Consider the following 21,714-nt stretch of genomic DNA (forward strand, 5'->3'; position numbering starts at 1 on the left):
CACTGGCGGTAGACCGCACCCAACGCCACAGCCACCGTCCCAGCCTTGCGCCGGGACCTCCCAGCCAGCCCAACAGCGCTCTACAGTCGCGAAAACTGCGCTTCCTGCTTGCGTGACCAGGTGACCACCAGCGTGTAGCCCTCCTCGTCCTGGCGCTCATCCGTCACCAGACCGCGCTCAAACAGCCAGGCGCGCTTGCGGCCTTCGCCGAACCCGAGCGTCACCTCGGTCTCGTGCTTCTCGGCATCAAGCGCCCGGGTCACCGCATCGAGGAACTCCTCCATCCCCTCGCCGGTCACCGCCGAGAGCGACACGATCGCATCGTCGCGCGCCGCGCGCGCCTGCAGCGCCGCGCGGTCGTCCGGCGCGATACGGTCGATCTTGTTCCACAGCTCGAGCTGCGGCGTGCTTTCGGGCACGCCCAGACCGCTCAGGATGGCGCGCACATCCTCGGCCTGCTCTTCGGTGTTGTCATGGCTGATGTCGCGCACATGGCAGATCACGTCGGCCGCCAGCACCTCTTCCAGCGTGGCGCGGAAGGCGGCGACCAGCTCGGTCGGCAGGTCCGAGATGAAGCCCACGGTGTCCGACAGGATCACCTCGAGCCCGTTGTCCAGCTCCACCGCCCGCATCGTCGGGTCGAGCGTGGCAAAGAGCATGTCCTTGGCCATCACCTCGGCGCCGGTCAGCCGGTTGAACAGCGTCGACTTGCCGGCGTTGGTATAGCCCACCAGCGCGACGATCGGAAACGGCACCTTGGCGCGCGCCTTGCGGTGCAGGTCTCGGGTCCGGACCACCTTGTCGAGCTGCCGGCGCAGGCGCACCAGCTGATCATCGATCGCGCGTCTGTCGGCCTCGATCTGGGTCTCGCCGGGGCCGCCGACGAAACCGAGCCCGCCACGTTGACGCTCGAGGTGGGTCCAGGCCCGGACCAGCCTTGTGCGCTGATAGGAGAGCGCGGCCATCTCGACCTGCAACACACCCTCCCGGGTGGCGGCGCGGTCGGAAAAGATCTCGAGGATCAGACCGGTGCGGTCGAGCAGCTTGACCCCCCAGTCCTTTTCCAGATTGCGTTGCTGCACCGGGGTCACCGGACCGTCGACCAGCACCAGCTCGACATCGGCGGCCTTGATCCGCGCGCCGAGTTCCTCGATCTTGCCGGAGCCAAACAGCTTGCCGGGCTGCACCGTGCGCAGCCCCACCACTTCTGCGCCGACAACTTCCAGATCGGGCAGCGCGTCGGCCAGGGCCACGGCTTCTGCCAGCGCCGGTTCAGCGGCGCGGCGGTCCTGATCGGACTTGATGTCGGGATGCAAGACCCAGGCGCGGGTCACATGCGCGTCGTGCTCTTTCAAGCGCCCTCGTCACCGTCATAGAGGTTGATGGGCTGGGCCGGCATGATCGTCGAGATCGCATGCTTGTAGACCAGCTGCGACTGTCCGTCGCGACGCAGCAACACGCAGAAATTGTCGAACCAGGTGATCACGCCCTGCAGTTTCACGCCGTTGATCAGGAAAACCGTCACCGGAACCTTGGTCTTGCGCACGTGATTCAGGAACGCGTCCTGAAGGTTCTGTCTGTCCGAAGCCATACCTTATTTGCCTTTATTCTTGCCGTAGTTGCCGCGGATCGGCCCCCTCACTGAGGCGCGAGTATGTCTTGCCCGCAAGGGGTTTTCCAGCCCCGATCGACGACAAATTATGCTGCGGTGCAGCAAAAGTCAATTCCGCCACAGGTTGGGCGACAAAAGCGCGATGATCGCCAGTGTCTCGAGCCGTCCGAGCACCATGGCGGCGCCATAGACCAGCTTGGCGCCGGCGTTGAGCTCGACCAGCACGATCGGCGTCTCGAGCGCCAGGGCGGTGAGCGGCCCGGTGGTCGAGAGCGCCGAGGTGGCAAGCACGATCGCGGCGTCGAACCGCACGCCAAAGCCGCCGAGGATCACGGTGATCGCCGCCAGCGAGAGCGCGAAGAGCATGAAGAAGACCCAGGCCACGAAAGCACCGTGGCGGCGGATGCGCCGGCTGACGGCGCGGGCATTGCCCACCGAGGAGGGATGCACCAGCCGCTCGATCTCGCGTTTGCCGTTGAGGTAGAGCGCGAAGACCCTGAGCAGCTTGACCCCGCCCGCGGTGGTCGCCACCCCGCCGCCGATCATCGCCAGGCCCAGCAGGATGATGCCGGGGCTGTCGAGGCCGGACCAGCTGCGCGCGGCGGCCCAGTCGGCGCTCTCGAAACCGGTGGTCGAGAGGAACGACAGCACGGTGAACATGCTGCCCCAAGCGGCGCGCAGGGCCGACACCAGATCGTCGACCTCGTCGACCTCGAAGGCGCCGACCCAGTGGCGCAGGATCAAGAAGCCCGGCACCAGCACCACGAACAGCAGCCCCATGCGGAACTCCGGGTCATGGCGCAGGTCGGCGGCAGCGCCGGTGACGGTGTCATTGGTGAAGGTCAGCCGCGACAGCGAGAACATCAGGAAGACGAAGACCAGCGCCTCGCCGACGAAGCCCGCGGCGCCGTTCTGCACCCCTCCGATGGGCGAGATGCCCGAGGTCGCCATGGTCGAGGCGGCATGGCAGAAGGCCGCCAGCGGCGCCTCGCCGGCCACCAGCAGGGTGATCCAGAGCGCCAGCGTCAGCCCGAAATAGACCGGGATCAGCCGCCAGGAGGTGCGCATCAGCCGGGTCAGCGGATCGGCGCCCTCCATGGTGGCGACCCGCGCCTCGCCGCCGCCGGGCTCGGCGCTGGCGGTGACCTCGAAGCCGCCGAGGTTGAGCGGCGCGAGGATCGCCGCCGCGGCGATCCACATCAGCAGGCCGCCCATCCAGCCGACCAGCGCCCGCCAGAGGTGCAGCGTGTCCGACAGACGCTCTGGCGCGAACAGCGTGGCCCCGGTGGTGGTGAAGCTCGAGACCATCTCGAGATAGGCGTTGAGAAAGGAGGTGGTGCGCAGCGCCTCGTGGAACGGCACCGCCATGATCAGCGGCAGCACGGTAAAGGCGCCGAGCAGACCCAGCAGCTGCCGCAGCCCGGTGCGATTCTGCGGCTGATGCGACAGGGCGATGCCGATCAGGCTGACAAAAATCAACGTCAGCAGCCCGGCATAGAAGAAGCTGCGCGCCTGGTGGAACTCTGCCGAGGCCAGTGCATGCACCGCCGGCACCATCATCCACATCCCGCACAGCCCCACGAGCTGGAGGAAGAACGGCAGGTTTTTCAGATTTCTGACCATCTAGAAAAAGTCGATCGAGACCTGGAGCAGCCGTTCCACCTCTGGCACGTCCTTGGTCATCGAGAACAGCGCAATGACGTTGCCCTCCTCGATCCTGAGGCTGCCGGTGGGCCGCATCACCTTGCCGTCCTGCAGCACCGCCCCCACCAGAACGCCTTCGGGAAAGTCGATGTCGCGGATCCGCTGGCCGGCGATCGGCGAGGTCGAGAGCACCTCGGCCTCGATCACCTCGGCCTCGGCATCGCCCACCGAATAGACGCCGCGCACCCGGCCGTGGCGGATGTGGCGCAGGATCGAGCTGACGGTGGTGGCGCGCGGGTTGATGTAGGCGTCGATGCCCAGCGGCCCCATCAGCGGTACCAGCGTCGGGTCGTTGATCAGGGCGATGGCAAAGGGGCAGCCCTCGGCCTTGGCACGCACCGCGGCCAGCAGGTTGACCTTGTCGTCGTCGGTGACGGTCAGCACGGCGTCGGCGCGGTGGATATTCGCCTCTTTCAGCAGCGCCGCGTCCAGACCGTCGCCATTGAGAACGATGGTCCGCTCGAGAATATCCGCCGCCCGCTCGGCGCATTTGCGGTTCTTCTCGATCACCTTGGCGCGGATCCGCTCGGTGCGGGTTTCGAGCGCCTGCGCCACCGCGAGGCCGACATTGCCGCCACCGACCAGCACCACGCGCTCCTGCTTGGTCTGCTTCTTGCCGAAGATCTCCATGGTGCGGCCGACATCGTCGATATGGCTCATGACATAGCAATCGTCGCCGGCAAACAGCTGGTCGCCGGCGTCGGGGGCAAAGAGAGTGCCCTCGCGGCGGATCGCCACCACCACCGAGCGCAGGGTCGAGAACAGGTCGGTCAGCTGGCGCAGCGGCGTGTTGAGCACCGGGCAGTCAGCGGTCAGCCTGAGCCCGAGGAACTGCGCCTTGCCGTCGAGAAAATGCTCGGTGTCGAAGGCCGCCGGGGCCGAGAGCCGTTGCAGCGCGGCGTCGGCCACCTCCTTCTCGGGCGAGATCACCACGTCGATCGGCATGTGATCGCGGCGGTAGAGGTCTGAATAGATCGCGTCGAGGTAGCTTTGCGAGCGCAGTCGCGCCACCTTGCGCGGGATCGCAAACACCGAATGGGCCACCTGGCAGGTGACCATGTTGACCTCGTCGGAATGGGTGGCGGCGATGATCATGTCGGCATCGCGGGCGCCGGCCCGGTCGAGGATGTCAGGATAGCTGGCAAAGCCGGCGATGCCCTGCACGTCGAGCGTGTCAGTGGCGCGACGCACCAGATCGGGATTGCTGTCGACCACCGTCACATCATTGCGCTCGCCCGACAGGTGCCGCGCGATCTGCCAGCCCACCTGTCCGGCCCCACAGATGATGACTTTCATGTCACAGGCTCCCCTGCCCTCTGGATCGCGAAAGCCATCCTTGGCAGATGCCGCCAACAGGGTCAACGCGCCGCGCGTCCGGTGCCGCGCGGGCTGTGGCAAATCCGGCAAGGCTCCGCGCCTTCCGGGGCCCGGCGGCGAAAGAGCTTGCAAAACCCGCCCGGGATTGCTGTGAGACGGGCTATCCGCACACCCTACCAGCGAGAGACCCCAGCAGATGACCCCGATGATCCCCCGCCTGCCCGCCCTGGCCCTGCTCTGTGCGCTGACGATCCTGGCCGCCTGCGGCCAGCGCGACAAGGCGCCCGAGCGGGTCTCGGCCAAGGCGCTGGAGTGCATGACGCGGGTGATGTACTTCGAATCGAACCGCTCGAGCCGCGACGGCATGATCGCGGTGGGCACCGTGGTGATGAACCGGGTGGCCTCGGAGGATTTCCCCGACACGGTCTGCGCCGTGGTCTCGCAACGAAACCAGTTCGCGCCGGGGGTGATGACCCGCAAGATGACCGACCGCGGCCTGCCGCTGGCGCAAGAGGCCGCACGGGCGGTGCTGCGCGGAGAGCGTCATCCGCTGATCAGCAAGGCACGGTTCTTCCACGCGGCCTATTACAACGCCAATTTCAACAACATCCACTACGTGGCGACGGCCGGCGGCAATGCGTTCTACGAGAAACGCCCGCCGGCGCTGGTGACCCGCCGGACGCCGCCGAAACAGATCGAAGGCCTCACCGGCGGCTGAGGCCGCGTCGCCGTCGCGCTCGCCGGGAGACCCCGGCGCGGGGGCCGGGGCGCGACGTGGATGTCTGGCAACCATAGCGACACATGGCACCGCTGTAGACCACGCCTCGCCATCGGTTTTGTCTCTACCGTCCCGGCCGCCGCGCCGGGACCTCACCGCTCGCCCGGAGGCCCCGGCGCGGGCGCCGGGGCGCAACGTGGATGATTTGCAGCCAGAGCGACGCATGGCACCGGTGTGGACCACGCCTCACCGCCAGCCACACCGCCGCCGATCCGGCCCCTGCGCCGGGGCGTCGTCGCAGGCCAAGAGGCCCAGAGAGACCGCAGGGCCCTACTGTCCGAACCCCTGCATCGCCTGGAAATCCATCTGTTCCAGCGCTGCCAGCATGGTCTCGGTCTCGGCGCCGGAGGCCTGGATCAGGATACGGTTCGCCACCAGCCCCATGATCTCGTCGTCCTGGATGGCGAATTTCTGGCGGTTCACCCGCTCGACCTTCATCCCCATCATCGCGGCGTTGTTGATCACGCCGGCGACACTGGCGACCATCGGGTTGTCAGCCATCAGCTGGATGGTATAGCGCTGGCCCTCGCCCTCATAGGTCGCCTCGGCCGCGACACCGCCGCCCATCATCGCCAGCCCCTGCGCGGCCTCTTCGTCGAGTTCGCGGGTCCAGCCCTCGGGTGCCGGCGGCAGGAAGGCGCTGAGCGCCCCGGTCTTGAGCCCCAGCAGCTGCTGGCGGGCCAGCTCGATCTCGTCGAGCGCATATTGAATGTCGCCGTCTTGATAGGCGGCGATGGCGCTCTGCAGCGTATCGGTGATCTCGTCGGCGGCCAGTGGCGTCAGCATCAGCGGGGTCGCGGTCAGGCAGGCGGCAGTCAGAAAAGCTCGGGTCACTCGCATGGGACAATCTCTCGTTATGGAACCATGCCCCGGAACCTGCCCCGATATCGCCCTTGAGGCAAGCCCACGCGCCGCGCCTCAGCCCCTCGGCCGCGCCGCCTGCGTCGCCTGCCAGGCGCGCACCGCCTCGAGCGTTTCCCAGCGGTAGCGCGGGTCCTCGGTCACCTTCGCGAACCAGAGCCGCCCCTGGCCCACCCGCCAGGGATCGAGCAGCAGACCCTCCTCCATCGGCCGGCCGGCGGCCGAGACCACCACCGAGACATGCTCGAGCTTGACGTTGCGGGCATTGGCATAGCCCACATGCAGGTCGATCGTCCGCAGCCCCTCGGCCCGCAGCGCGGCGTGCAGTGCATTGGTCCAGTCGCGGCAGACGCCCTTCTCGCGCAGCCCGTGGATCACCTTGATGTTGTGCCTGAGCGGCGGATCGACGACCTGCCAGTCCTCGGCCCAGTCGAGCGGGCGCAGCACCGCGATCCGCGCCACGCGCGCGGCCTCGCCGGCATCGACCCCCGTCCCCAGCGCCAGGAGCGCCCGGGTCAGCTCGGCGATCTTGGCCTCGGGGTCGCCGGTCTCGGCAAAGTTCATCTCGGGCGCCCCGCAGCCCGCCGCCAGCGCCAGCGCCGCGAGGCCAAAGGCCACGCGCCGCCGCGTCATCCTACCTGACATGGATCAGCCCGCCTGTGCCGCCGTCTCGCCGACCCGCGCCACCCGTGCGCCGGATTTCGACGAGGTCACCACGCCCAGCGATTTCAGCTTGCGGTGCAGCGCCGAGCGCTCCATGCCGACGAAAGACGCGGTGCGACTGATATTGCCGCCGAAGCGGTTGATCTGGGTCAGCAGGTATTCCCGTTCGAAGGCCTCGCGGGCCTCGCGCAGGGGCAGCGTCGCCAGGGTGCCGGCCAGCACCACACGGCCCTCTTCCTGCCCCGCCGGCGCATCCTGCGGCAGCTCATGCGCGTCGATCTCGCCGGTGCCGTCGCCGAGGATCAGCACCCGCTCGATCAGGTTCTTCAACTGCCGCACATTGCCCGGCCAGGTCATCGTCTGCATCAGCGCCACCGCCTCGTCAGACAGGCTGCGCATCGGCAGGCCCTGGCCGTCGTGGCAGGCCTTGATGAAATACTCGGCCAGCACCGGGATGTCCTCGCGCCGCTCCTCGAGCGAGGGCACGGCGATCGGCACTACGTTGAGCCGGTGGAACAGCTCCTGGCGGAAGCGCTCGGCGTCGATCTCCTCTTCGAGGTTGCGGTTGGTCGAGGAAATCACCCGCAGGTCGACCCGCACCTTGTCGGTGCCGCCGACCCGGGTGAACTGCTGATCGACCAGCACGCGCAGGATCTTGGACTGGGTGCCCAGCGGCATGTCCGCCACCTCGTCGAAATAGACCACGCCGCCATGCGCCTGTTCGAGCAGACCGGCCTCGATGCCGCGCTCGGCGCTCTCGCGGCCAAACAGCAGCTCTTCCATGGTCTCGGGCTCGATCGAAGCGCAGTTGACGGTGACAAAGGGCGCCTCGGCGCGGGCGGAATGGGCATGGATATAGCGCGCCGCCACCTCCTTGCCGCTGCCCGCCGGGCCGGTGAGCATCACCCGGCCATTGGATTTCGTCACCTTGTCAAGCTGACCCAGCAGCGTGCGGAAGGACGCGCTGTCGCCGACCATCTCGGCGGCGGTGCTCTCCTTGCGCTTGAGCTGCTGGTTCTCGCGCCTGAGCCGCGAGGTCTCCATCGCGCGGCGGATCACCACCAGCAGCTGGTCGATGTTGAAGGGCTTCTCGATGAAGTCGTAGGCCCCTTGCTTGATCGCCGCCACCGCGATCTCGATATTGCCATGCCCCGAGATGATCACCACCGGGATGCCGGGGTTGTCACGCTTGACGGTCTTGAGGATGTCGATCCCGTCCATCCGGCTGTCCTTGAGCCAGATGTCGAGGATCATCAGCGCCGGCGGCTCGTCGTTGAGCGCCGCCATGCATTCATCCGACCCGCCGGCAAGACGGGTGGTAAAGCCTTCATCTTCCAGAATATCCCCGATCAGCTCGCGGATATCGCGTTCGTCGTCGACAATCAGAATATCGCTCATTTGCTCGTGTCCCCTCGGTCCTCTTCACTGGCACTGTCCTGGCCGACCGCCAGTGGCAGTCGGATCACGGCCATCGCCCCGCCGTCGGGCTGGCCGTCAAATCGCGGCGCGTCTTCCAGAGCGAGACTGCCGCCATGTTCCTCGATGATCTTCTTGACGATGGGCAGGCCAAGGCCGGTGCCCTTGTCGCGCGTCGTCACATAGGGCTCGAACAGCCGCGCGCGGTCTTCCGGCAGGCCGATGCCGGTGTCGATGATGCGGATCAGCGCCTGACGGCCCTCTGCTTCGCAGGTGACGCGGATCACCGGCCGGTGGCCCTCTGGCGCACCGCGCTCCTGCAGGGTCTCGATCGCCTCGCCGGCGTTCTTGATCAGGTTGGTCAGCGCCTGGCTGATCATCGTGGCGTCGAGATCGGCCATCATCGGGCCCTCTGGCAGCGCCACGTCGAAGACCACATCGGGCTGGCCGCTTTCCTGCAGCAGCACCGCACCGCGCAAGAGCGCGATCACATCTTCGGGTGCACGCTCCGGCTCGGGCATACGGGCGAACTTGGAAAATTCGTCGACGATGCGGCGCAGGTCGTTGGTCTGGCGCACGATCACCCCGGTCAGCTCCTCGAGCTTGGCGCCGCTCTCCTCGCCCAGCTCGCGGCGGAACTTGCGATGGATGCGCTCTGCCGAGAGCTGGATCGGCGTCAGCGGGTTCTTGATCTCATGCGCGATGCGCCGGGCCACGTCGCCCCAGGCGGCCATGCGCTGCGCCGCCACGAGGTCCGAGACGTCGTCGAAGGCCACCACATAGCCCTCGAGCCCGCCATCCTCGCGGCTTCGCGTCGCCATGCGCACCAGCAGGTTTTCCTGTCGGCCCTCGCGCACCACCTTGACCTCCTGCTGCACCACGTTGCGTTCGCCGGCGGCCAGTTGCTCGAACAGCGGGCCGAACTCGGGCACGGCGACCTTCAGCGGCACGGTCTGGCGGTTCTCGCTCCAGCCCAGCAGCCGCTCGGCCGAACGGTTGACGAAGGAGACCCGGCCGGCATCATCAAGCCCGACCACGCCGGACGTGACCGAAGAGAGCACCGAATCGAACATCCGCCGCCGGCGTTCGATCTGGCGGGTGTTGTCGAGCAGGGTCTCGCGCTGGCCCTTGAGCTGGCGGGTCATCTGGTTGAAGTAGCGGCCGAGCATGGCGATCTCGTCGTCGCCCTCCTCCTCGCGCACCCGCACGTCGAGGTCCCCGGCCCCCACCCGTTGCGCCGCGCCGGTCAGCCGGCCCACCGGGCGCGACAGCCGCTCGGCAAACCACAGGCCCAGCCAGATCGAGGCCAGCACCAGCAAGAGTGCAAAGCCCAGGTAAATCAGCGCAAAATCGAACAGCCGCCGGCCGCGCTCGCTCTCTTGCTGCTGATAGAACTGCGCGGTCTGCTGGGTGTCGTCGAGCAGGTCGAGCAGCTCGCCGTTGACGTTGCGGGAAATATAGAGGTAGCGGTCGGGAAACTCGCGCAACGGCACGATGGCGCGGAACTCGCTGTTCTCCCAATCCTCGATCAGGCTCAGGCTGTTGTCGCCCTGACTGGCGGCAATCTGCGTTGGGCTCGGTTTCTCGAAATCGAACAGGTAGGAGCGTTCACCGCGGGTGCGCAGCTCGCCGGTGCCGTCGATCAGATAGGCCTCGCGCAGCCCGCGCTGGATCAGCCCCTGACCGTCGGTCAGCACCTTGCGCAGGTTGGTGGTGGGATCGCGCATCACCGTCGGCCGCTGGGCGTCGATATAGCCGGCAAGCGCGCGGGCATCCTCGGCCAGATCCTCGCGCTGCTCGGCCTGATAGGCCTTGGCAGCCGACAGGGACGCGCCAACCACCTGCCGCACCCGGTCCGAGAACCAGGTCTCGAGGCCGATGTTGATCGTCAGAACGGCAAAGACCGCCACCGTCACCGTCGGAATCAGCGCCATCAGCGCAAACACCCCGGTCAGCCGCAGGTGCAGCCGCGAGCCGGCAGAGCGCGCCCGCCGCGCCGCCACCATCCGCGCCACCCGTTGCAGCACCAGCGCCGCGATCAGCAGCACATAGACGAAATCCGCCAAAAGGATCAGCCGCAGCCCCGGCGCGCTGGCGCCCATGTTGAGCGGGCCCATGACGAGGAAGGTCGCAAAGGCCAGGCAGGGCCCGAGCAGAACCAGCGTCAGCGTCGCCACATTCTGCACCCGGCGCAGACGCGCCCAGCGGCGCAGACCCTCAAGAGAGACCCAGCCGCGGGGCGGTATTCTACCACCGCCGTTCAAACCTCGTGCCGATGCATGTGCCCCTGTGGCCACAGACCGCCCTCGCTCAGATGTGCCGCTTGCGCGACTAACCGCCATATCATGTGGCACTCTCCAGTCGAACCACAGGGGTTGCGACATCGGGGCCACTCATGTGGCAGTATTACATCAACTTGCGGCGCCGTGTCACGGGAATATCGAGGTCGGTGATTTTCTTGCGGAGGGTATTGCGGTTGATGCCCAGCAGTTCAGCGCATTTCGCCTGATTTCCGCCGGTGGCCTCGAGCGCGATCTCGATCAGCGGGAATTCCACCTCCTTGAGAATACGCTGATAGAGCCCCGGCGGCGGCAAAAGCGCGCCGTGCAGATCGAAGTAACGCCGCAGGTGGCGGGAAACCGCCGCCCCGAGCTTTTCACTGCTGCCACCCGACAGAACCGGCTCCATCTCCGGTTGATTGCCAAGCACCAGCTCAACCTCTGTGCGGGTGATCTCCTCGGCCCGGCTGGTCAGGCTCAGCCGCCGCACCGCGTTTTCCAGCTGGCGCACGTTGCCGGGCCAGCTATAGGCGCGAAACAGATCGGCCGCATCGGTCGAGAGCCAGCGTTTGGGCGCACCGTCTCGTTCGGCGCGGATGAGGAAATGATCGGTCAGCAGGGCGATGTCCTCGACCCGCTCGCGCAGCGACGGCACCTGGATCGAGGCGCCGGAGAGCCGGTAATAGAGGTCCTGCCGCAGCCGCCCCTTGTCGAGCGCCTCGGCCAGATCGCCCTGGCTGGTGGCCATGAAGCGCGGCACGTGATCGCCCGGGGTATCGATCATCCGCACGATCCGGGCCTGGATGTCGTCTGGAATGTCGGTGATCTCGTCGAGCAGCAGGGTGCCGCCCTTGACCCGGGCCAGCACCCGCGCCGGGCCTTCGATGTCCTGCAGCTCGTTGCCGGTGACGGTGACGAAGGGCAAGGTGCGCCGATCGGAAAAGTCGTGAATTGCGCGCGCGATCAAGGACTTGCCGGTGCCACTTTCACCAGAGATCAGCACCGGCAGATCGGTGTTCATCACCCGCGCCACCAGCCGGTAGAGCGCCTGCATCACCGGCGTGCGGCCGACCAGCGGCAGCTCGTCGGGCTGGTCCGGCACCTCGGGCGCCGGCCGCGAGGGCGCGCTGCGCGCCTCGAGCGCGCGGGCGGTGCGCTTCATCAGGTCCGGCAGGTCAAACGGCTTGGGCAGGTAGTCATAGGCCTCGGCCTCGGCCGCCTGGATCGCGGTCATGATGGTGTTCTGCGCCGAGATCACGATGACCGGCAGATCGGGCCGGTCCTGGCGGATTTTCGGCAACATTTCCAGCCCGTTGCCATCCGGCATGACGACGTCGGAAATGACCACGTCACCCTTGCCCTCGCCGACCCAGCGCATCAGCGTGGTCAGCGACGAGGTGGCATGCACCTTGCAGCCCGCGCGGGTCAGCGCCTGTGTCAGCACCGTGCGAATGGTGCGGTCGTCGTCAGCAACCAGAATAGTGCCGTCCATGGGAAACCCTCCTACGCCCCGTCCGCCGCGGCGCCCTTGGGCACCATCGGCAGGGAAATGCGAAACACCGTGCGCCCCGGCACGGAAGTGACTGAAATCCAACCGTCATGGTCGGAGATGATCTTGCTGACCAGCGCCAGCCCGAGCCCGGTGCCGTTCTCGCGGCCCGAGACGAACGGCTCGAAGATGTCGCCCTTGAGCGCCTCGGGCAGACCGGGGCCGTCGTCGATCACCTCGACCTGAAGCGGCAGGGTCTGGCCGGTGCCGTCCGAGCGGCGCAGCCGGAAAGCGCGTTCGTAATAGGTGTGCAACCGGATCACGCCGCCCTCCGGGCCGGCGGCCTCAGAGGCGTTGCGGATCAGGTTGGAGACCACCTGCAACAGTTGGTCGGCATCGCCCCAGACATGCGGCAGCGAGGGGTCGTAATCCTCGATGATCTTCATATGCGCCGCCGCGCCGACCAGCGCCGAGCGCCGTGCGCGATCAAGCACATCGTGGATATTGACCGCGCGGCGTTCCGGTGCCGAGAGGTTGCCGAACTGCTCGACCTGCTCGAGAAGCTTCACGATCCGACGGGTCTCACCAACGATAAGATCCGTCATTTCAAGGTCTTCTGCGCTGAGGTTCATGCTCAGCAACTGCGCCGCACCGGCAATGCCGGCGAGCGGGTTCTTGATCTCGTGGGCCAGCATCTCGGCCATGCCGATGGCGGATTTGGCGGCGGATTTGGCCGATTGGCTCTGAGTCATCCGCCCGGCAAGCTCGCGCGGCGAGATCAGCAGCATCATGGCGCCCGGCGCGCCTTGCAGCGGTGCGACCTGAAGGTTGCATTGCAGCGGCGCGCGGTCGCCGGTGCCGACATCGACATCATTGACGAACAGCGCCGTGCCCTGTTCGCGGGCGCGTCCGAGGCTGTCTTCCAACGGCGCATCGACGGCCAGCCGGTCCCAGACCGGCTCGCCCCGCAGCGCCTTGGCGGACGAGTTGAAGAACCCCTCGGCGGCCGGGTTCACATCGACGATGTGATCGCTGCCGTCGATCCAGATCGCCGGCACCGGCAACGAGGACCAGACGGCATTCTCCGCGGTGGCGGCCGGCGCGGTCATGCTGCCACCTCGGGCTGGGCGGCCAGCGCATCTGGCAGACGGGCGATCACGTCGGCTGGGGTGCGACTGGTGAGAACGGCGCGGCGCAGGCCGGGTTCGGTGCCCGCCACATCCATGTACCAGCCCAGATGCTTGCGCGCGACGCGCAGCCCGAGCTCTTCGCCGTAAAACGTCAACATCGCCTCGTAATGCCTTGTGACCATGTCTGAAAATTCCTTGCCGGTCGGAATGTTCGGCGCCGGCGTGCCAAAAAGATCATGCGCCACCTGCGCCAGGATCCACGGCCGGCCTTGCGCCCCGCGCCCGATCATCACGCCTTGTGCGCCGGATTTCTCCATGGCTTCAGCGGCTTGCGTGCTAGAAGTGATGTCGCCATTGGCAATGACGGGGATGTCGACCGCCGCGCTCACATTGGCAATCGCCGACCAGTCGGCGCGGCCCTTGTAGAACTGGCAGCGGGTGCGGCCGTGGATGGTGATCATCTTCACCCCCGCCGCCTCGGCCCGCCGCGCCAGCTCGGGCGCGTTGCGCAGGGCGTCGTCCCAGCCCAGACGCGTCTTCAGCGTCACCGGCAGGTCGACCGCCGCCACCACCGCTTCGATCAGCGTCAGCGCATGGTCGAGATCCTTCATCAGCGCCGATCCCGCCGCCCCGGCGCCGCTGGCCGAGGTGACCTTCTTGGCCGGGCAGCCCATGTTGATGTCGATCAGCCGGGCGCCATTGGCCTCGATCTGGCGGGCCGCCTCGGCCATCCAATAGGCCTCTCGCCCGGCGATCTGCACCGAGGTTGCCGCGACGCCATAGCCCAGTTCGGCCTTCTCGCGCACGCCGGGCTTGGCTTGCACCATCTCCTGGCTGGCCACCATTTCCGAGACCACCAGCCCCGCGCCAAAGCTCTGGACGAGGTTGCGAAACGGCAAATCGGTGATTCCCGCTAAAGGTGCGAGGAAAACCGGGGGGTTGAGCGATAGGTTTGCCACCTGAATGGTCACGTGCTTAATCCTTGTGCATTCCCCTTCCGGCCTATCGCCTGCTTGCCGCGGTTTCAATCTCTGCCGCCGTTTCTGCGGTTGCGAAAAGGACGCTTGCCCAAAAAACGGGCAGCGACCCCGGGGCAATTGCCGTTTGCTTCGGCAGGTCGTATCAGGCGGCCATGAAAATCGCAGCCCTGATCGTCGCCGCAGGCCGCGGCACCCGTGCAGGCCCCGGCGCGCCGAAACAATGGCGCCCGCTGGCCGGGCGGCGCGTGGTGGACTGGACGCTGGCGGCCTTTGACCGGCCAGATATCGCCGCGCGCGCGCTGGTGATTCACCCCGACGACCGCGCCGAGGCCGCCGGTCTCGACGTGCAGCTGATCGACGGCGGCGCGACCCGGTCGGAGAGCGTGCGGAACGGGCTCGAGGCGCTGGCGGACCAGGAGTTCGACGCCGTGCTGATCCACGACGTGGCGCGGCCCTGCGTGCCGGCAGCTGTGGTCGACGCGGTGATCGCGGCCCTGCACAGGTCTCCGGGCGCGGCCCCGGCGCTGGCGGTGACTGATGCGCTCTGGACCGGCGCGGCCGCGCGCGTCACCGGCACCCGCGACCGCGACGGGCTTTACCGGGCGCAGACGCCGCAGGGCTTCCGCTTTGACGCCATCCTCGCCGCGCATCGCGCGCACCGGGACGAAGCCGCCGATGACGTCGCCGTGGCGCGGGCTTTCGGGCTGGACGTGGCCATCACCCAAGGCGCAGAAGAGAACCTGAAAATCACCCTGCCCGCAGATTTCGCGCGGGCCGAAACCCTGTTGAAAGGAGCCGCGATGCGTATCGGCACAGGCTATGACGTGCACCAGTTCTGCGAGGGCGCCCACGTGATGCTCTGCGGTGTCGCGGTGCCGCACGCGCGCGGGCTCAAGGGCCATTCCGACGCCGATGTCGGCATGCATGCGCTGACCGACGCGATCTACGGCGCGCTGGCCCGCGGCGATATCGGCCAGCATTTCCCGCCCTCCGATCCGCAGTGGAAGGGCGCCGAGAGCCATATCTTCCTGCGCCATGCGGTCGATCTGGCGGCGGAGATGGGCTATGCCCTGGGCAACGCCGATATCACGCTTATCTGTGAACGGCCCAAGGTGGGTCCGCATGCCACGGCCATGCGCGCCGCCCTGGCAGACATCATGGGGTGCGACATGGATCAGGTCTCGGTCAAGGCGACCACATCGGAGAAACTCGGCTTTACCGGCCGAGAAGAGGGCATCGCGGCGCAGGCCAGCGTGCTGCTGGTGCGGGCATGAGCCGGCTGATCGCGACCTGGTTCTACGCCGGCTACCTCAAGCCCGCGCCGGGCACCTGGGGGTCGCTGGCCGCCCTGCCTTTTGCCTATGTGCTGCATCTCGCCGGCGGGCCCTGGCTGCTGGCGCTGGCCTGCGCGCTGGTCTTTGCCCTGGGCTACTGGGCCACCGGGGTCGAGACCGCCGGCAAGGCCGATCATGACCCCTCGGAGATCGTCGTCGACGAGGTGGTGGGCCAGTGGCTGGCGCTCTGGCCGGTGTCCTATGGCGCGGTCTTTGCCGGTGCGGATGTGCTGCGGCTCTGGCCCGGGATCCTCGCGGCCTTCCTGTTCTTTCGTCTGTTTGACATCTGGAAGCCGGGGCCGGTCGGCTGGGCCGACCGCAAGGGCGGACCGCTGGGGGTGATGCTCGACGATGTGCTGGCCGGAATCGCCGCGGCCGTGGTGGTGATCGTGCTGGCGGCGCTGGCGCATCTGGTGTTGATCCCATGAGCCTTGCGGCAGACCTGATCTCGGCGGCGCGGCTGGCGGGGAAGAAGGTGACCTGCGCCGAAAGCTGCACCGGCGGCATGGTGGCCGCGGCGCTCACCGATCCGCCCGGCGCGTCGGAGGTGTTCGGTTTCGGCTTCGTCACCTACGCAAACCGGGCCAAGCAGGACCTTCTGGGCGTGGCGCCCGCAACCCTCGAGGCGCATGGCGCGGTCTCGGAGCCGGTGGTGCGCGAGATGGCCGAAGGCGCGCTGGCCCGCGCCGGCGCCGATGCGGCGGTGGCGATCAGCGGCATCGCCGGGCCCGGCGGCGGCAGCGCCGAGAAGCCCGAAGGCCGGGTCTGCTTTGCGCTGGCGACCGACACCGGCACAAGTTGCGAGACCATCGATTTCGGTGCGCTTGGCCGGGCGCAGGTGCGCGCCCGCGCCCGCGACCATGCGCTGGCCCTGCTCTTGCGCGCCCTGCCCGGAATTTAGGCAGACCTGCGCAATTCACGCACGAAATTCAGGCACACCACGGATGCCGCGGTTTTGTGCGGCCTTGAGCGGCGTTGCTGCTTTTTTTTGCAGCGACTTTGCGGTTTTTCCCGGGAAACCGCACTCAAGAAGGAATCCGAGGGATGAACGGAGCTGATACCGCCTGGATCATCGTCGCAACGGCGCTGGTCCTGTTCATGACACTGCCGGGGCTTGCCCTGTTTTACGGCGGCCTGGTGCGCGCCCGCAACGTGCTCAGCGTCTTCATGCATTGCTACGCCATTGCCTGCCTGATGAGCGTGCTGTGGTTCGTCGCCGGCTATTCGATCGCATTCGGCGGCGGCGACAGCGGGCTCTGGGGCGGGCTCGACAAGATGATGCTGCTGGGGATGAGCACCGATGACCTTGCGGGCACCCTGCCAGAGGTGCTGTTCTTTGCCTTCCAGATGACCTTTGCCATCATCACCCCGGCGCTGATCGTCGGCGCCTATGTCGAGCGGGTGGGCTTCGGCTTCGTGCTGCTGTTCTCCGGCCTCTGGATGCTGCTGTGTTATGCGCCGGTGGTGCATTGGGTCTGGGGCGGCGGCATGCTGGCCGATGGCGGCCTCTTCGGCGAGACCGGCGTGCGCGATTTTGCCGGCGGCATTGTGGTGCATGAGACCGCCGGTCTCGCGGCGCTGCTGATCGCGGTGTTCCTCGGGCCGCGCCGCAACAAGACCACGCCGCCGCACAATCCCGGCTTCGTGATGATCGGCGCGGCGATGCTCTGGGTCGGCTGGTTCGGCTTCAACGGCGGCTCGCAACTGGCGGCCGATGGCGGGGCCGCGATGGCACTGACGGTGACGCATCTCTCGGCGGCCACCGCCTCGCTGAGCTGGGCGCTCTGGGAGAAGATCAAGTTCGGCAAGGCCTCGCTCGTCGGCATGGTCACCGGCACCATCGCGGGGCTGGCCTCGATCACCCCGGCCTCGGGCTTTGTCGGCCCGGTCGAGGCGCTGATCATCGGCGCGGTGGCCGGCGTGCTCTGTCAGGAGGCGGTGAACCTGATCCGCAATGCGCTCAAGATCGACGACACGCTCGACGTCTTCGCGGTGCATGGCGTCGGCGGCATCTTCGGCACGATCATGATCGCGGTCTTCGGCGCCGGCAGTTTCGTGGCGCAGCTGGGCTCGCTGGTGATCGTCGGGGTGTTCACCGTGGTGGTCACGGTGGTGCTGATCTACGTGGTCCGGGCGATCACCCCGCTGCGGGTCGACGAGGAGACCGAGCACAGCGGGCTCGACATCATGGTGCACGGCGAGCGGGCCTACGACCACGCCAGCTGAGCCGCGCCGGGGGGGGGGGCGCACGGGGGCTCTGCCCCCGCCGCCTGCGGCGTCTCCCCCGAGGGTATTTGTGAACAGAAGAAGGGCCCCTGCGGGGGTCCTTTTTGCGCTCGGGCGTGGTGTCGGGGCCCGCGGTCGTGGAACAGGGGCGTGGCGGGGCGTGTTGGTCTGGTGACACAGATGCACAGAGGAAGGCCAAGACATGCATAGCCATACCGCCCGGGTTCAAGACATCGACATGCGCTGGCAGGAGACCGGCACCGGCGATCCGGTGATCCTGGTCCACGGCATCCCCACCGGCCCGGCGCTCTGGCGCCATGTGGCGCCGTTGATCGAGGGCCGCCGGGTTCTGGCGTGGGAGATGGTGGGCTATGGCAGCTCGATCCCCGAAGGCCGCGACCGCGATATTTCCGTGGCGGCCCAGGCTGGCTATCTCGCGGCCTGGATGGAGGCGCAGGGCCTCTCGCAGGCGGTGGTGGCCGGGCATGACCTTGGCGGCGGTGTGGCGCAGATCCTCGCCGTGCGGCACCCCGAGAAGGTGGCAGGGCTGTTTCTGACCAATGCGATCTGCCACGATAGCTGGCCGGTCCCGGTGGTCAAGGCGGTGGCCGCCACCGGCTCGTTGCTGAAACATGCGCCTGACGGATCGGTGCGGCAGTTCATGAAGCTGATGTTCTCGAAGGGTCATGACACCGAGGCCGCGCGGGCGGCGGCACTGGAGGTGCATGCGCCGCAGTACGAAGCCCATGACGGCGCCGAGGCCTTCGTGCGGCAGACGCAATCGCTCGACAATGCCGACACCCGCGCGGTGGCCGAGGCCCTGCCCCGACTTGGCATCCCGGCGCGGATCGCCTGGGGGGTCGAGGACGAGTTCCAGACGCTGGATTACGGCGAGCGGCTGGCCAGGGACCTGGCGGCGCCGCTGCGGCGGATCGAGGGCGGGCGGCATTTCACCCCGGAAGACCATCCGCAGATCATCGCCGAGGAGATCAATGCGCTGGTTCGCGAGGTTGACGCGGCCGAGGCGCCGGAGACCGGGCGGCAACGGATCGGTTGATCCTGGCTTGGCGGGGGCGCCGTTGCTGCGGTGCAGGTCGCGACGCCCCGGCCGGCGTGCGTCTGGGAAGATCACAGGCTGCCGGGCCTGCGGCTGGCCGCGCCCCGGGGCTGCGTCGGCACATGCAACGAACCGAGGTTTGACGGATATCGACTGCGCCCGCCCCCGTCGGGGCGGCGTTTTCGGTCGAAAGCCGGGCGTCAGCGGCGTCTCAGCCGTAGAGGTGTTTCGCCCGGGTCTCGAAGGCGCGCACGATCTGGCGCATCGCCTCGTTGAAGACCACGCCGATGATCCTTTGCAAGATCGCGTTCTTGAACTCGAAATCGACAAAGAACGACACGTCGCAGCCGCCGTCCTCCCGGTCGGTAAAGCGCCAGTCGGACTTCATGTACTTGAACGGGCCGTCGAGGTATTCGGTCTCGATCTCCTTGGCCTCTGGCCAGAGGATCACCCGGCTGCCGAACCGCTCGCGGAAGACCTTGAATGAGATCACCAGGTCGGCCTCCATCAGCACCGAGCCATCGGGTTGCGGCTCCTGCTTGCGGATCCGCGCGGCGGCGTTCCACGGTAGGAATTCTGGATAACGGCCCACGTCCGCCACCAGATCGTACATCTGCTGCGCGGTATAGGGGAGATGGCGGGTTTCGGAATGGGTTGGCATCTGGCCCCGGATTTGTCATGACAGTTCGGGGCCCATGTCGCCCGTTGAACGCCGGATTTCAAGGGGTGGGTCATGTCACAGCGTCCATATGTCATCGATCAGATGATCTCGGCCAAGGCCATTGCGGCCCGCATCGAAGAGCTTTGCCACGACATCCGCGGCGAATTTTCCAAGACCGAGAAGCTGGTGGTGGTGGGCCTGCTGCGCGGCTCCTTCGTGTTCATCGCCGATCTGGTGCGCGAGCTCGACCTGCCGGTCGAGGTCGATTTCATCGAGGCCTCCTCGTACGGCGACGCGATGGAATCAAGCCGCGAGGTGCGGATTCTCAAGGACCTGCGCGGTGCGATCGAGGGCCGTGACGTGCTGGTGGTCGAGGATATTGTCGACACCGGCCACACCCTGAGCCATGTGGTGGCGCTGTTGAACTCGCGCCATCCGGCCCGGCTGCGGTCGATCGCCCTGCTCGACAAGCCGACCCGGCGCGAGGTCGATTTCCGTGCCGACTGGATCGGCTTTGAGATCCCCGATGAATTCGTCGTGGGCTACGGCATCGACTATGCCCAACGCGACCGCAACCTGCCGTATATCGGCAAGGTCCGGTTCACCGGATGACGGCGATGCACTGGCTCTACCGCATGTCGCTCTGGGCCCGGCGCCCGCCTTCGGCCCGCCGTGTCAAGCTGGTGCTGGCGGTGATCGCCGCCTGTCTGGCGCTCTATGCCGTCGAGCGCTGGGTCGGCTGGCCCGAGGCGCTCACCGCCGAGCGGCTGCGTTGGGGCGGGCCACGGCCCTGATCTCAGCCGCCGGCGAGTTCCGCCCCGTGGACCTGCAGCACTTCTGACACCACCGCCATGAACCGCGCCATCCGCGGCGAGCCGGCCAGATCGCGGTGGCAGAGCACCCAGACCGGGATGCGCATCTCGGGCAGCCCGCGTGCGACCCGTTGCAGCCCGGGACAGGCGGCGGCGAGGATCTGCGGCAGGATGGCGATCCCCTGCCCCTGCAGGGCCATCTCGCGCAGGACCAGAAAGCTGTCGGCGCAGGCGGTGATCTGTCCGGACGGCACATGCTCGGCCATCCACTGCGCCGGCGCGGCGCGCGCCAGAGGCCCGGCGAGGCCCAGCCAGCGGGTCTCTTCTGCATCGCGGGCGTAGGTGGCAAAGCCCAGCTCCGCCGCCGCCGTGCCGGCCATGTCGGCGGGTTTGCTGCGCGCCGGGCGCACCGTCACATCCGCCTGCAGCCGACCCATGTCGAGATGCACGTTGCTCGACATCAGGCAGACCCGGTGCGGCGCCATCACCTCGGAGATCCGGCCCATGCCGGCGGCCAGCACCCCGGCGCAGAAACTATCGGTCGAGGTCAGCCGCAGGAAATCGCCCGCCACCGCCGCATCACCGCGCAGCAGGTGGCTGACCCGGCCCAGAGCCTGTGCCGCTTCTCGCGCCGCCTCGATCACGTCTGCGCGATCCGTGCGCAGCCGATACCCCTGTTGCGAGCGCTCGAACACCGGCGTGCCATGCGCCTCTTCAAAGGCGGCGACGCGGCGCAGAACCGTTGCGTGGTTGACCCCGAGCACCCGAGCCGCACCGCTGACCGACCCGGTGTCGGCGACGCACAGCACGAATTTCAGGTCGTCCCAGTTGTCGTTGTGCATGAATGCGGACCTGTTTCGCAGGGTTGCGGAATATGTTTGTGATACGGGACGTGCATACTATGGTTCGCTTTAGGCACCAACTTCGGGAAGGTACTGATGAAAAAGATTGTAACTGTTCTGGCCGCCGCCGCAATTCTCTCTGGCGGGGCCACCGTGGCGCAGGAATACAAGAACCAGATCAAGGCCCGTCAGGGCACGATGTGGGTGATTGCGCTCAACCTCGGCACCCTCGGCGGGATGGCCAAGGGCGAGACCGAATATGACGCCGAGGCCGCCACCATGGCCGCCGAGTCGATCCAGGCGGCGTCGAACGTACATTTCGCGTCGCTGTTTCCCGAAGGATCCGATGGCGAGATGAACGAGGGCTCGACCGCCAAGCCAACCATCGCCGGCGACCTCGCGGGCTTCAACGAGAAATGGGCCGCGCTTGGCGCCGCGGCCGACAAGGCGGTGGCCGAGGTGGGCACCGGCACGGAGGCGCTCGGGCCGGTGATGGGCGCGCTTGGCGGCGCCTGCAAGTCCTGCCACGAAACCTATCGCATCCCGCAGTGAT

22 protein-coding genes are annotated in these 21,714 nt (G+C 67.4%); 9 read left to right on the top strand and 13 right to left on the bottom strand.

The window, feature by feature from the left end; translation table 11 throughout:
- Window positions 1-80: 80 nt before the first annotated feature.
- The 4 genes from hflX to trkA form a co-directional block, all read right to left on the bottom strand.
- Complete coding sequence (gene hflX, locus VOI27_RS04945) at window positions 81-1,334, bottom strand: GTPase HflX (RefSeq protein ID WP_323764369.1); 1,254 nt, start codon at window positions 1,332-1,334, stop codon at window positions 81-83.
- A gap of 17 nt (window positions 1,335-1,351) precedes the next feature.
- Window positions 1,352-1,591 carry an RNA chaperone Hfq gene (gene hfq / locus VOI27_RS04950; RefSeq protein ID WP_048531263.1) on the bottom strand — a complete coding sequence of 80 codons (240 nt, stop codon included), beginning with the start codon at window positions 1,589-1,591 and terminating at the stop codon, window positions 1,352-1,354.
- Window positions 1,592-1,720: 129 nt separating this feature from the next.
- Window positions 1,721-3,235, bottom strand: a complete 1,515-nt coding sequence (locus tag VOI27_RS04955; RefSeq protein WP_323764195.1) for a TrkH family potassium uptake protein — start codon at window positions 3,233-3,235, stop codon at window positions 1,721-1,723.
- Window positions 3,236-4,612, bottom strand: a complete 1,377-nt coding sequence (trkA, locus tag VOI27_RS04960; RefSeq protein ID WP_323764196.1) for a Trk system potassium transporter TrkA — start codon at window positions 4,610-4,612, stop codon at window positions 3,236-3,238.
- A gap of 217 nt (window positions 4,613-4,829) precedes the next feature.
- On the opposite strand from trkA, the gene VOI27_RS04965 reads away from it, so the two are divergent.
- Entirely contained in the window at window positions 4,830-5,351 is a 522-nt protein-coding gene (locus VOI27_RS04965) for a cell wall hydrolase (RefSeq protein WP_323764197.1), read from the top strand.
- A 330-nt stretch (window positions 5,352-5,681) separates the two neighbouring features.
- Here the strand turns inward: VOI27_RS04965 and VOI27_RS04970 are convergent, their stop codons facing one another.
- The 7 genes from VOI27_RS04970 to dusB form a co-directional block, all read right to left on the bottom strand.
- Window positions 5,682-6,251, bottom strand: coding sequence for a hypothetical protein (locus VOI27_RS04970; protein WP_323764198.1), 570 nt, complete (start codon window positions 6,249-6,251; stop codon window positions 5,682-5,684).
- Between the two features lie 78 nt (window positions 6,252-6,329).
- The gene (locus tag VOI27_RS04975; RefSeq protein ID WP_323764199.1) at window positions 6,330-6,917 is read right to left on the bottom strand and encodes a hypothetical protein; all 588 of its coding nucleotides are present in this window, start codon (window positions 6,915-6,917) and stop codon (window positions 6,330-6,332) included.
- Window positions 6,918-6,920: 3 nt separating this feature from the next.
- Window positions 6,921-8,333: a sigma-54 dependent transcriptional regulator gene (locus tag VOI27_RS04980; protein ID WP_323764200.1), complete on the bottom strand. Its 1,413-nt coding sequence runs from the start codon at window positions 8,331-8,333 to the stop codon at window positions 6,921-6,923.
- Window positions 8,330-10,528 carry a PAS domain-containing sensor histidine kinase gene (locus VOI27_RS04985; RefSeq protein WP_323764201.1) on the bottom strand — a complete coding sequence of 733 codons (2,199 nt, stop codon included), beginning with the start codon at window positions 10,526-10,528 and terminating at the stop codon, window positions 8,330-8,332. Before VOI27_RS04985 ends, VOI27_RS04980 begins: the two co-directional genes overlap by 4 nt.
- Window positions 10,529-10,757: 229 nt before the next feature.
- Window positions 10,758-12,122, bottom strand: coding sequence for a response regulator (locus tag VOI27_RS04990; protein WP_323764202.1), 1,365 nt, complete (start codon window positions 12,120-12,122; stop codon window positions 10,758-10,760).
- An 11-nt stretch (window positions 12,123-12,133) separates the two neighbouring features.
- Window positions 12,134-13,228, bottom strand: coding sequence for a two-component system sensor histidine kinase NtrB (locus tag VOI27_RS04995; protein ID WP_323764203.1), 1,095 nt, complete (start codon window positions 13,226-13,228; stop codon window positions 12,134-12,136).
- Window positions 13,225-14,220: a tRNA dihydrouridine synthase DusB gene (dusB, locus tag VOI27_RS05000; RefSeq protein WP_323764204.1), complete on the bottom strand. Its 996-nt coding sequence runs from the start codon at window positions 14,218-14,220 to the stop codon at window positions 13,225-13,227. Before dusB ends, VOI27_RS04995 begins: the two co-directional genes overlap by 4 nt.
- Window positions 14,221-14,381: 161 nt before the next feature.
- On the opposite strand from dusB, the gene VOI27_RS05005 reads away from it, so the two are divergent.
- The 5 genes from VOI27_RS05005 (at window position 14,382) to VOI27_RS05025 (ending at window position 18,846) form a co-directional block, all read left to right on the top strand.
- Window positions 14,382-15,503 carry a bifunctional 2-C-methyl-D-erythritol 4-phosphate cytidylyltransferase/2-C-methyl-D-erythritol 2,4-cyclodiphosphate synthase gene (locus VOI27_RS05005; protein ID WP_323764205.1) on the top strand — a complete coding sequence of 374 codons (1,122 nt, stop codon included), beginning with the start codon at window positions 14,382-14,384 and terminating at the stop codon, window positions 15,501-15,503.
- Window positions 15,500-15,991: a phosphatidylglycerophosphatase A gene (locus VOI27_RS05010; protein ID WP_323764206.1), complete on the top strand. Its 492-nt coding sequence runs from the start codon at window positions 15,500-15,502 to the stop codon at window positions 15,989-15,991. The genes VOI27_RS05005 and VOI27_RS05010 overlap by 4 nt, the downstream gene beginning before the upstream one ends.
- Complete coding sequence (locus VOI27_RS05015) at window positions 15,988-16,464, top strand: CinA family protein (RefSeq protein ID WP_323764207.1); 477 nt, start codon at window positions 15,988-15,990, stop codon at window positions 16,462-16,464. Before VOI27_RS05010 ends, VOI27_RS05015 begins: the two co-directional genes overlap by 4 nt.
- Window positions 16,465-16,607: 143 nt before the next feature.
- Complete coding sequence (locus VOI27_RS05020) at window positions 16,608-17,789, top strand: ammonium transporter (protein ID WP_323764208.1); 1,182 nt, start codon at window positions 16,608-16,610, stop codon at window positions 17,787-17,789.
- A gap of 202 nt (window positions 17,790-17,991) precedes the next feature.
- Window positions 17,992-18,846 carry an alpha/beta hydrolase gene (locus VOI27_RS05025; RefSeq protein WP_323764209.1) on the top strand — a complete coding sequence of 285 codons (855 nt, stop codon included), beginning with the start codon at window positions 17,992-17,994 and terminating at the stop codon, window positions 18,844-18,846.
- Window positions 18,847-19,057: 211 nt separating this feature from the next.
- Here the strand turns inward: VOI27_RS05025 and VOI27_RS05030 are convergent, their stop codons facing one another.
- Complete coding sequence (locus VOI27_RS05030) at window positions 19,058-19,507, bottom strand: type II toxin-antitoxin system RatA family toxin (protein WP_323764210.1); 450 nt, start codon at window positions 19,505-19,507, stop codon at window positions 19,058-19,060.
- Window positions 19,508-19,579: 72 nt separating this feature from the next.
- Between VOI27_RS05030 and hpt the strand changes: the two genes are divergently transcribed.
- Window positions 19,580-20,119, top strand: a complete 540-nt coding sequence (gene hpt / locus VOI27_RS05035) for a hypoxanthine phosphoribosyltransferase (protein WP_323764211.1) — start codon at window positions 19,580-19,582, stop codon at window positions 20,117-20,119.
- A gap of 5 nt (window positions 20,120-20,124) precedes the next feature.
- The gene (locus VOI27_RS05040; RefSeq protein ID WP_416374646.1) at window positions 20,125-20,301 is read left to right on the top strand and encodes a hypothetical protein; all 177 of its coding nucleotides are present in this window, start codon (window positions 20,125-20,127) and stop codon (window positions 20,299-20,301) included.
- 2 nt (window positions 20,302-20,303) lie between these two features.
- On the opposite strand, the gene VOI27_RS05045 is transcribed toward VOI27_RS05040, so the two are convergent.
- Window positions 20,304-21,161, bottom strand: coding sequence for a LysR family transcriptional regulator (locus tag VOI27_RS05045; protein WP_323764213.1), 858 nt, complete (start codon window positions 21,159-21,161; stop codon window positions 20,304-20,306).
- A gap of 96 nt (window positions 21,162-21,257) precedes the next feature.
- On the opposite strand from VOI27_RS05045, the gene VOI27_RS05050 reads away from it, so the two are divergent.
- Window positions 21,258-21,713: a cytochrome c gene (locus VOI27_RS05050; protein WP_323764214.1), complete on the top strand. Its 456-nt coding sequence runs from the start codon at window positions 21,258-21,260 to the stop codon at window positions 21,711-21,713.
- Window position 21,714: the final 1 nt, after the last annotated feature.

It is taken from the genome of Marinovum sp., assembly GCF_034669705.1.
Taxonomy (GTDB): domain Bacteria; phylum Pseudomonadota; class Alphaproteobacteria; order Rhodobacterales; family Rhodobacteraceae; genus Marinovum.

Excerpts from the sequence above, each read along its gene's own strand:
- VOI27_RS04955 (WP_323764195.1), bottom strand. The coding sequence starts at position 3,235 with ATGGTCAGAAATCTGAAAAACCTGCCGTTCTTCCTCCAGCTCGTGGGG.
- VOI27_RS04970 (WP_323764198.1), bottom strand. The coding sequence starts at position 6,251 with ATGCGAGTGACCCGAGCTTTTCTGACTGCCGCCTGCCTGACCGCGACC.
- VOI27_RS05030 (WP_323764210.1), bottom strand. The coding sequence starts at position 19,507 with ATGCCAACCCATTCCGAAACCCGCCATCTCCCCTATACCGCGCAGCAG.
- VOI27_RS05050 (WP_323764214.1), top strand. The coding sequence starts at position 21,258 with ATGAAAAAGATTGTAACTGTTCTGGCCGCCGCCGCAATTCTCTCTGGC.
- VOI27_RS04980 (WP_323764200.1), bottom strand. The coding sequence starts at position 8,333 with ATGAGCGATATTCTGATTGTCGACGACGAACGCGATATCCGCGAGCTG.
- hfq (WP_048531263.1), bottom strand. The coding sequence starts at position 1,591 with ATGGCTTCGGACAGACAGAACCTTCAGGACGCGTTCCTGAATCACGTG.
- hpt (WP_323764211.1), top strand. The coding sequence starts at position 19,580 with ATGTCACAGCGTCCATATGTCATCGATCAGATGATCTCGGCCAAGGCC.
- VOI27_RS05045 (WP_323764213.1), bottom strand. The coding sequence starts at position 21,161 with ATGCACAACGACAACTGGGACGACCTGAAATTCGTGCTGTGCGTCGCC.
- VOI27_RS04975 (WP_323764199.1), bottom strand. The coding sequence starts at position 6,917 with ATGTCAGGTAGGATGACGCGGCGGCGCGTGGCCTTTGGCCTCGCGGCG.
- VOI27_RS04995 (WP_323764203.1), bottom strand. The coding sequence starts at position 13,228 with ATGACCGCGCCGGCCGCCACCGCGGAGAATGCCGTCTGGTCCTCGTTG.
- VOI27_RS05010 (WP_323764206.1), top strand. The coding sequence starts at position 15,500 with ATGAGCCGGCTGATCGCGACCTGGTTCTACGCCGGCTACCTCAAGCCC.
- VOI27_RS05025 (WP_323764209.1), top strand. The coding sequence starts at position 17,992 with ATGCATAGCCATACCGCCCGGGTTCAAGACATCGACATGCGCTGGCAG.
- VOI27_RS04965 (WP_323764197.1), top strand. The coding sequence starts at position 4,830 with ATGACCCCGATGATCCCCCGCCTGCCCGCCCTGGCCCTGCTCTGTGCG.
- VOI27_RS04990 (WP_323764202.1), bottom strand. The coding sequence starts at position 12,122 with ATGGACGGCACTATTCTGGTTGCTGACGACGACCGCACCATTCGCACG.
- VOI27_RS05040 (WP_416374646.1), top strand. The coding sequence starts at position 20,125 with ATGCACTGGCTCTACCGCATGTCGCTCTGGGCCCGGCGCCCGCCTTCG.
- VOI27_RS05020 (WP_323764208.1), top strand. The coding sequence starts at position 16,608 with ATGAACGGAGCTGATACCGCCTGGATCATCGTCGCAACGGCGCTGGTC.
- trkA (WP_323764196.1), bottom strand. The coding sequence starts at position 4,612 with ATGAAAGTCATCATCTGTGGGGCCGGACAGGTGGGCTGGCAGATCGCG.
- VOI27_RS05005 (WP_323764205.1), top strand. The coding sequence starts at position 14,382 with ATGAAAATCGCAGCCCTGATCGTCGCCGCAGGCCGCGGCACCCGTGCA.
- VOI27_RS05015 (WP_323764207.1), top strand. The coding sequence starts at position 15,988 with ATGAGCCTTGCGGCAGACCTGATCTCGGCGGCGCGGCTGGCGGGGAAG.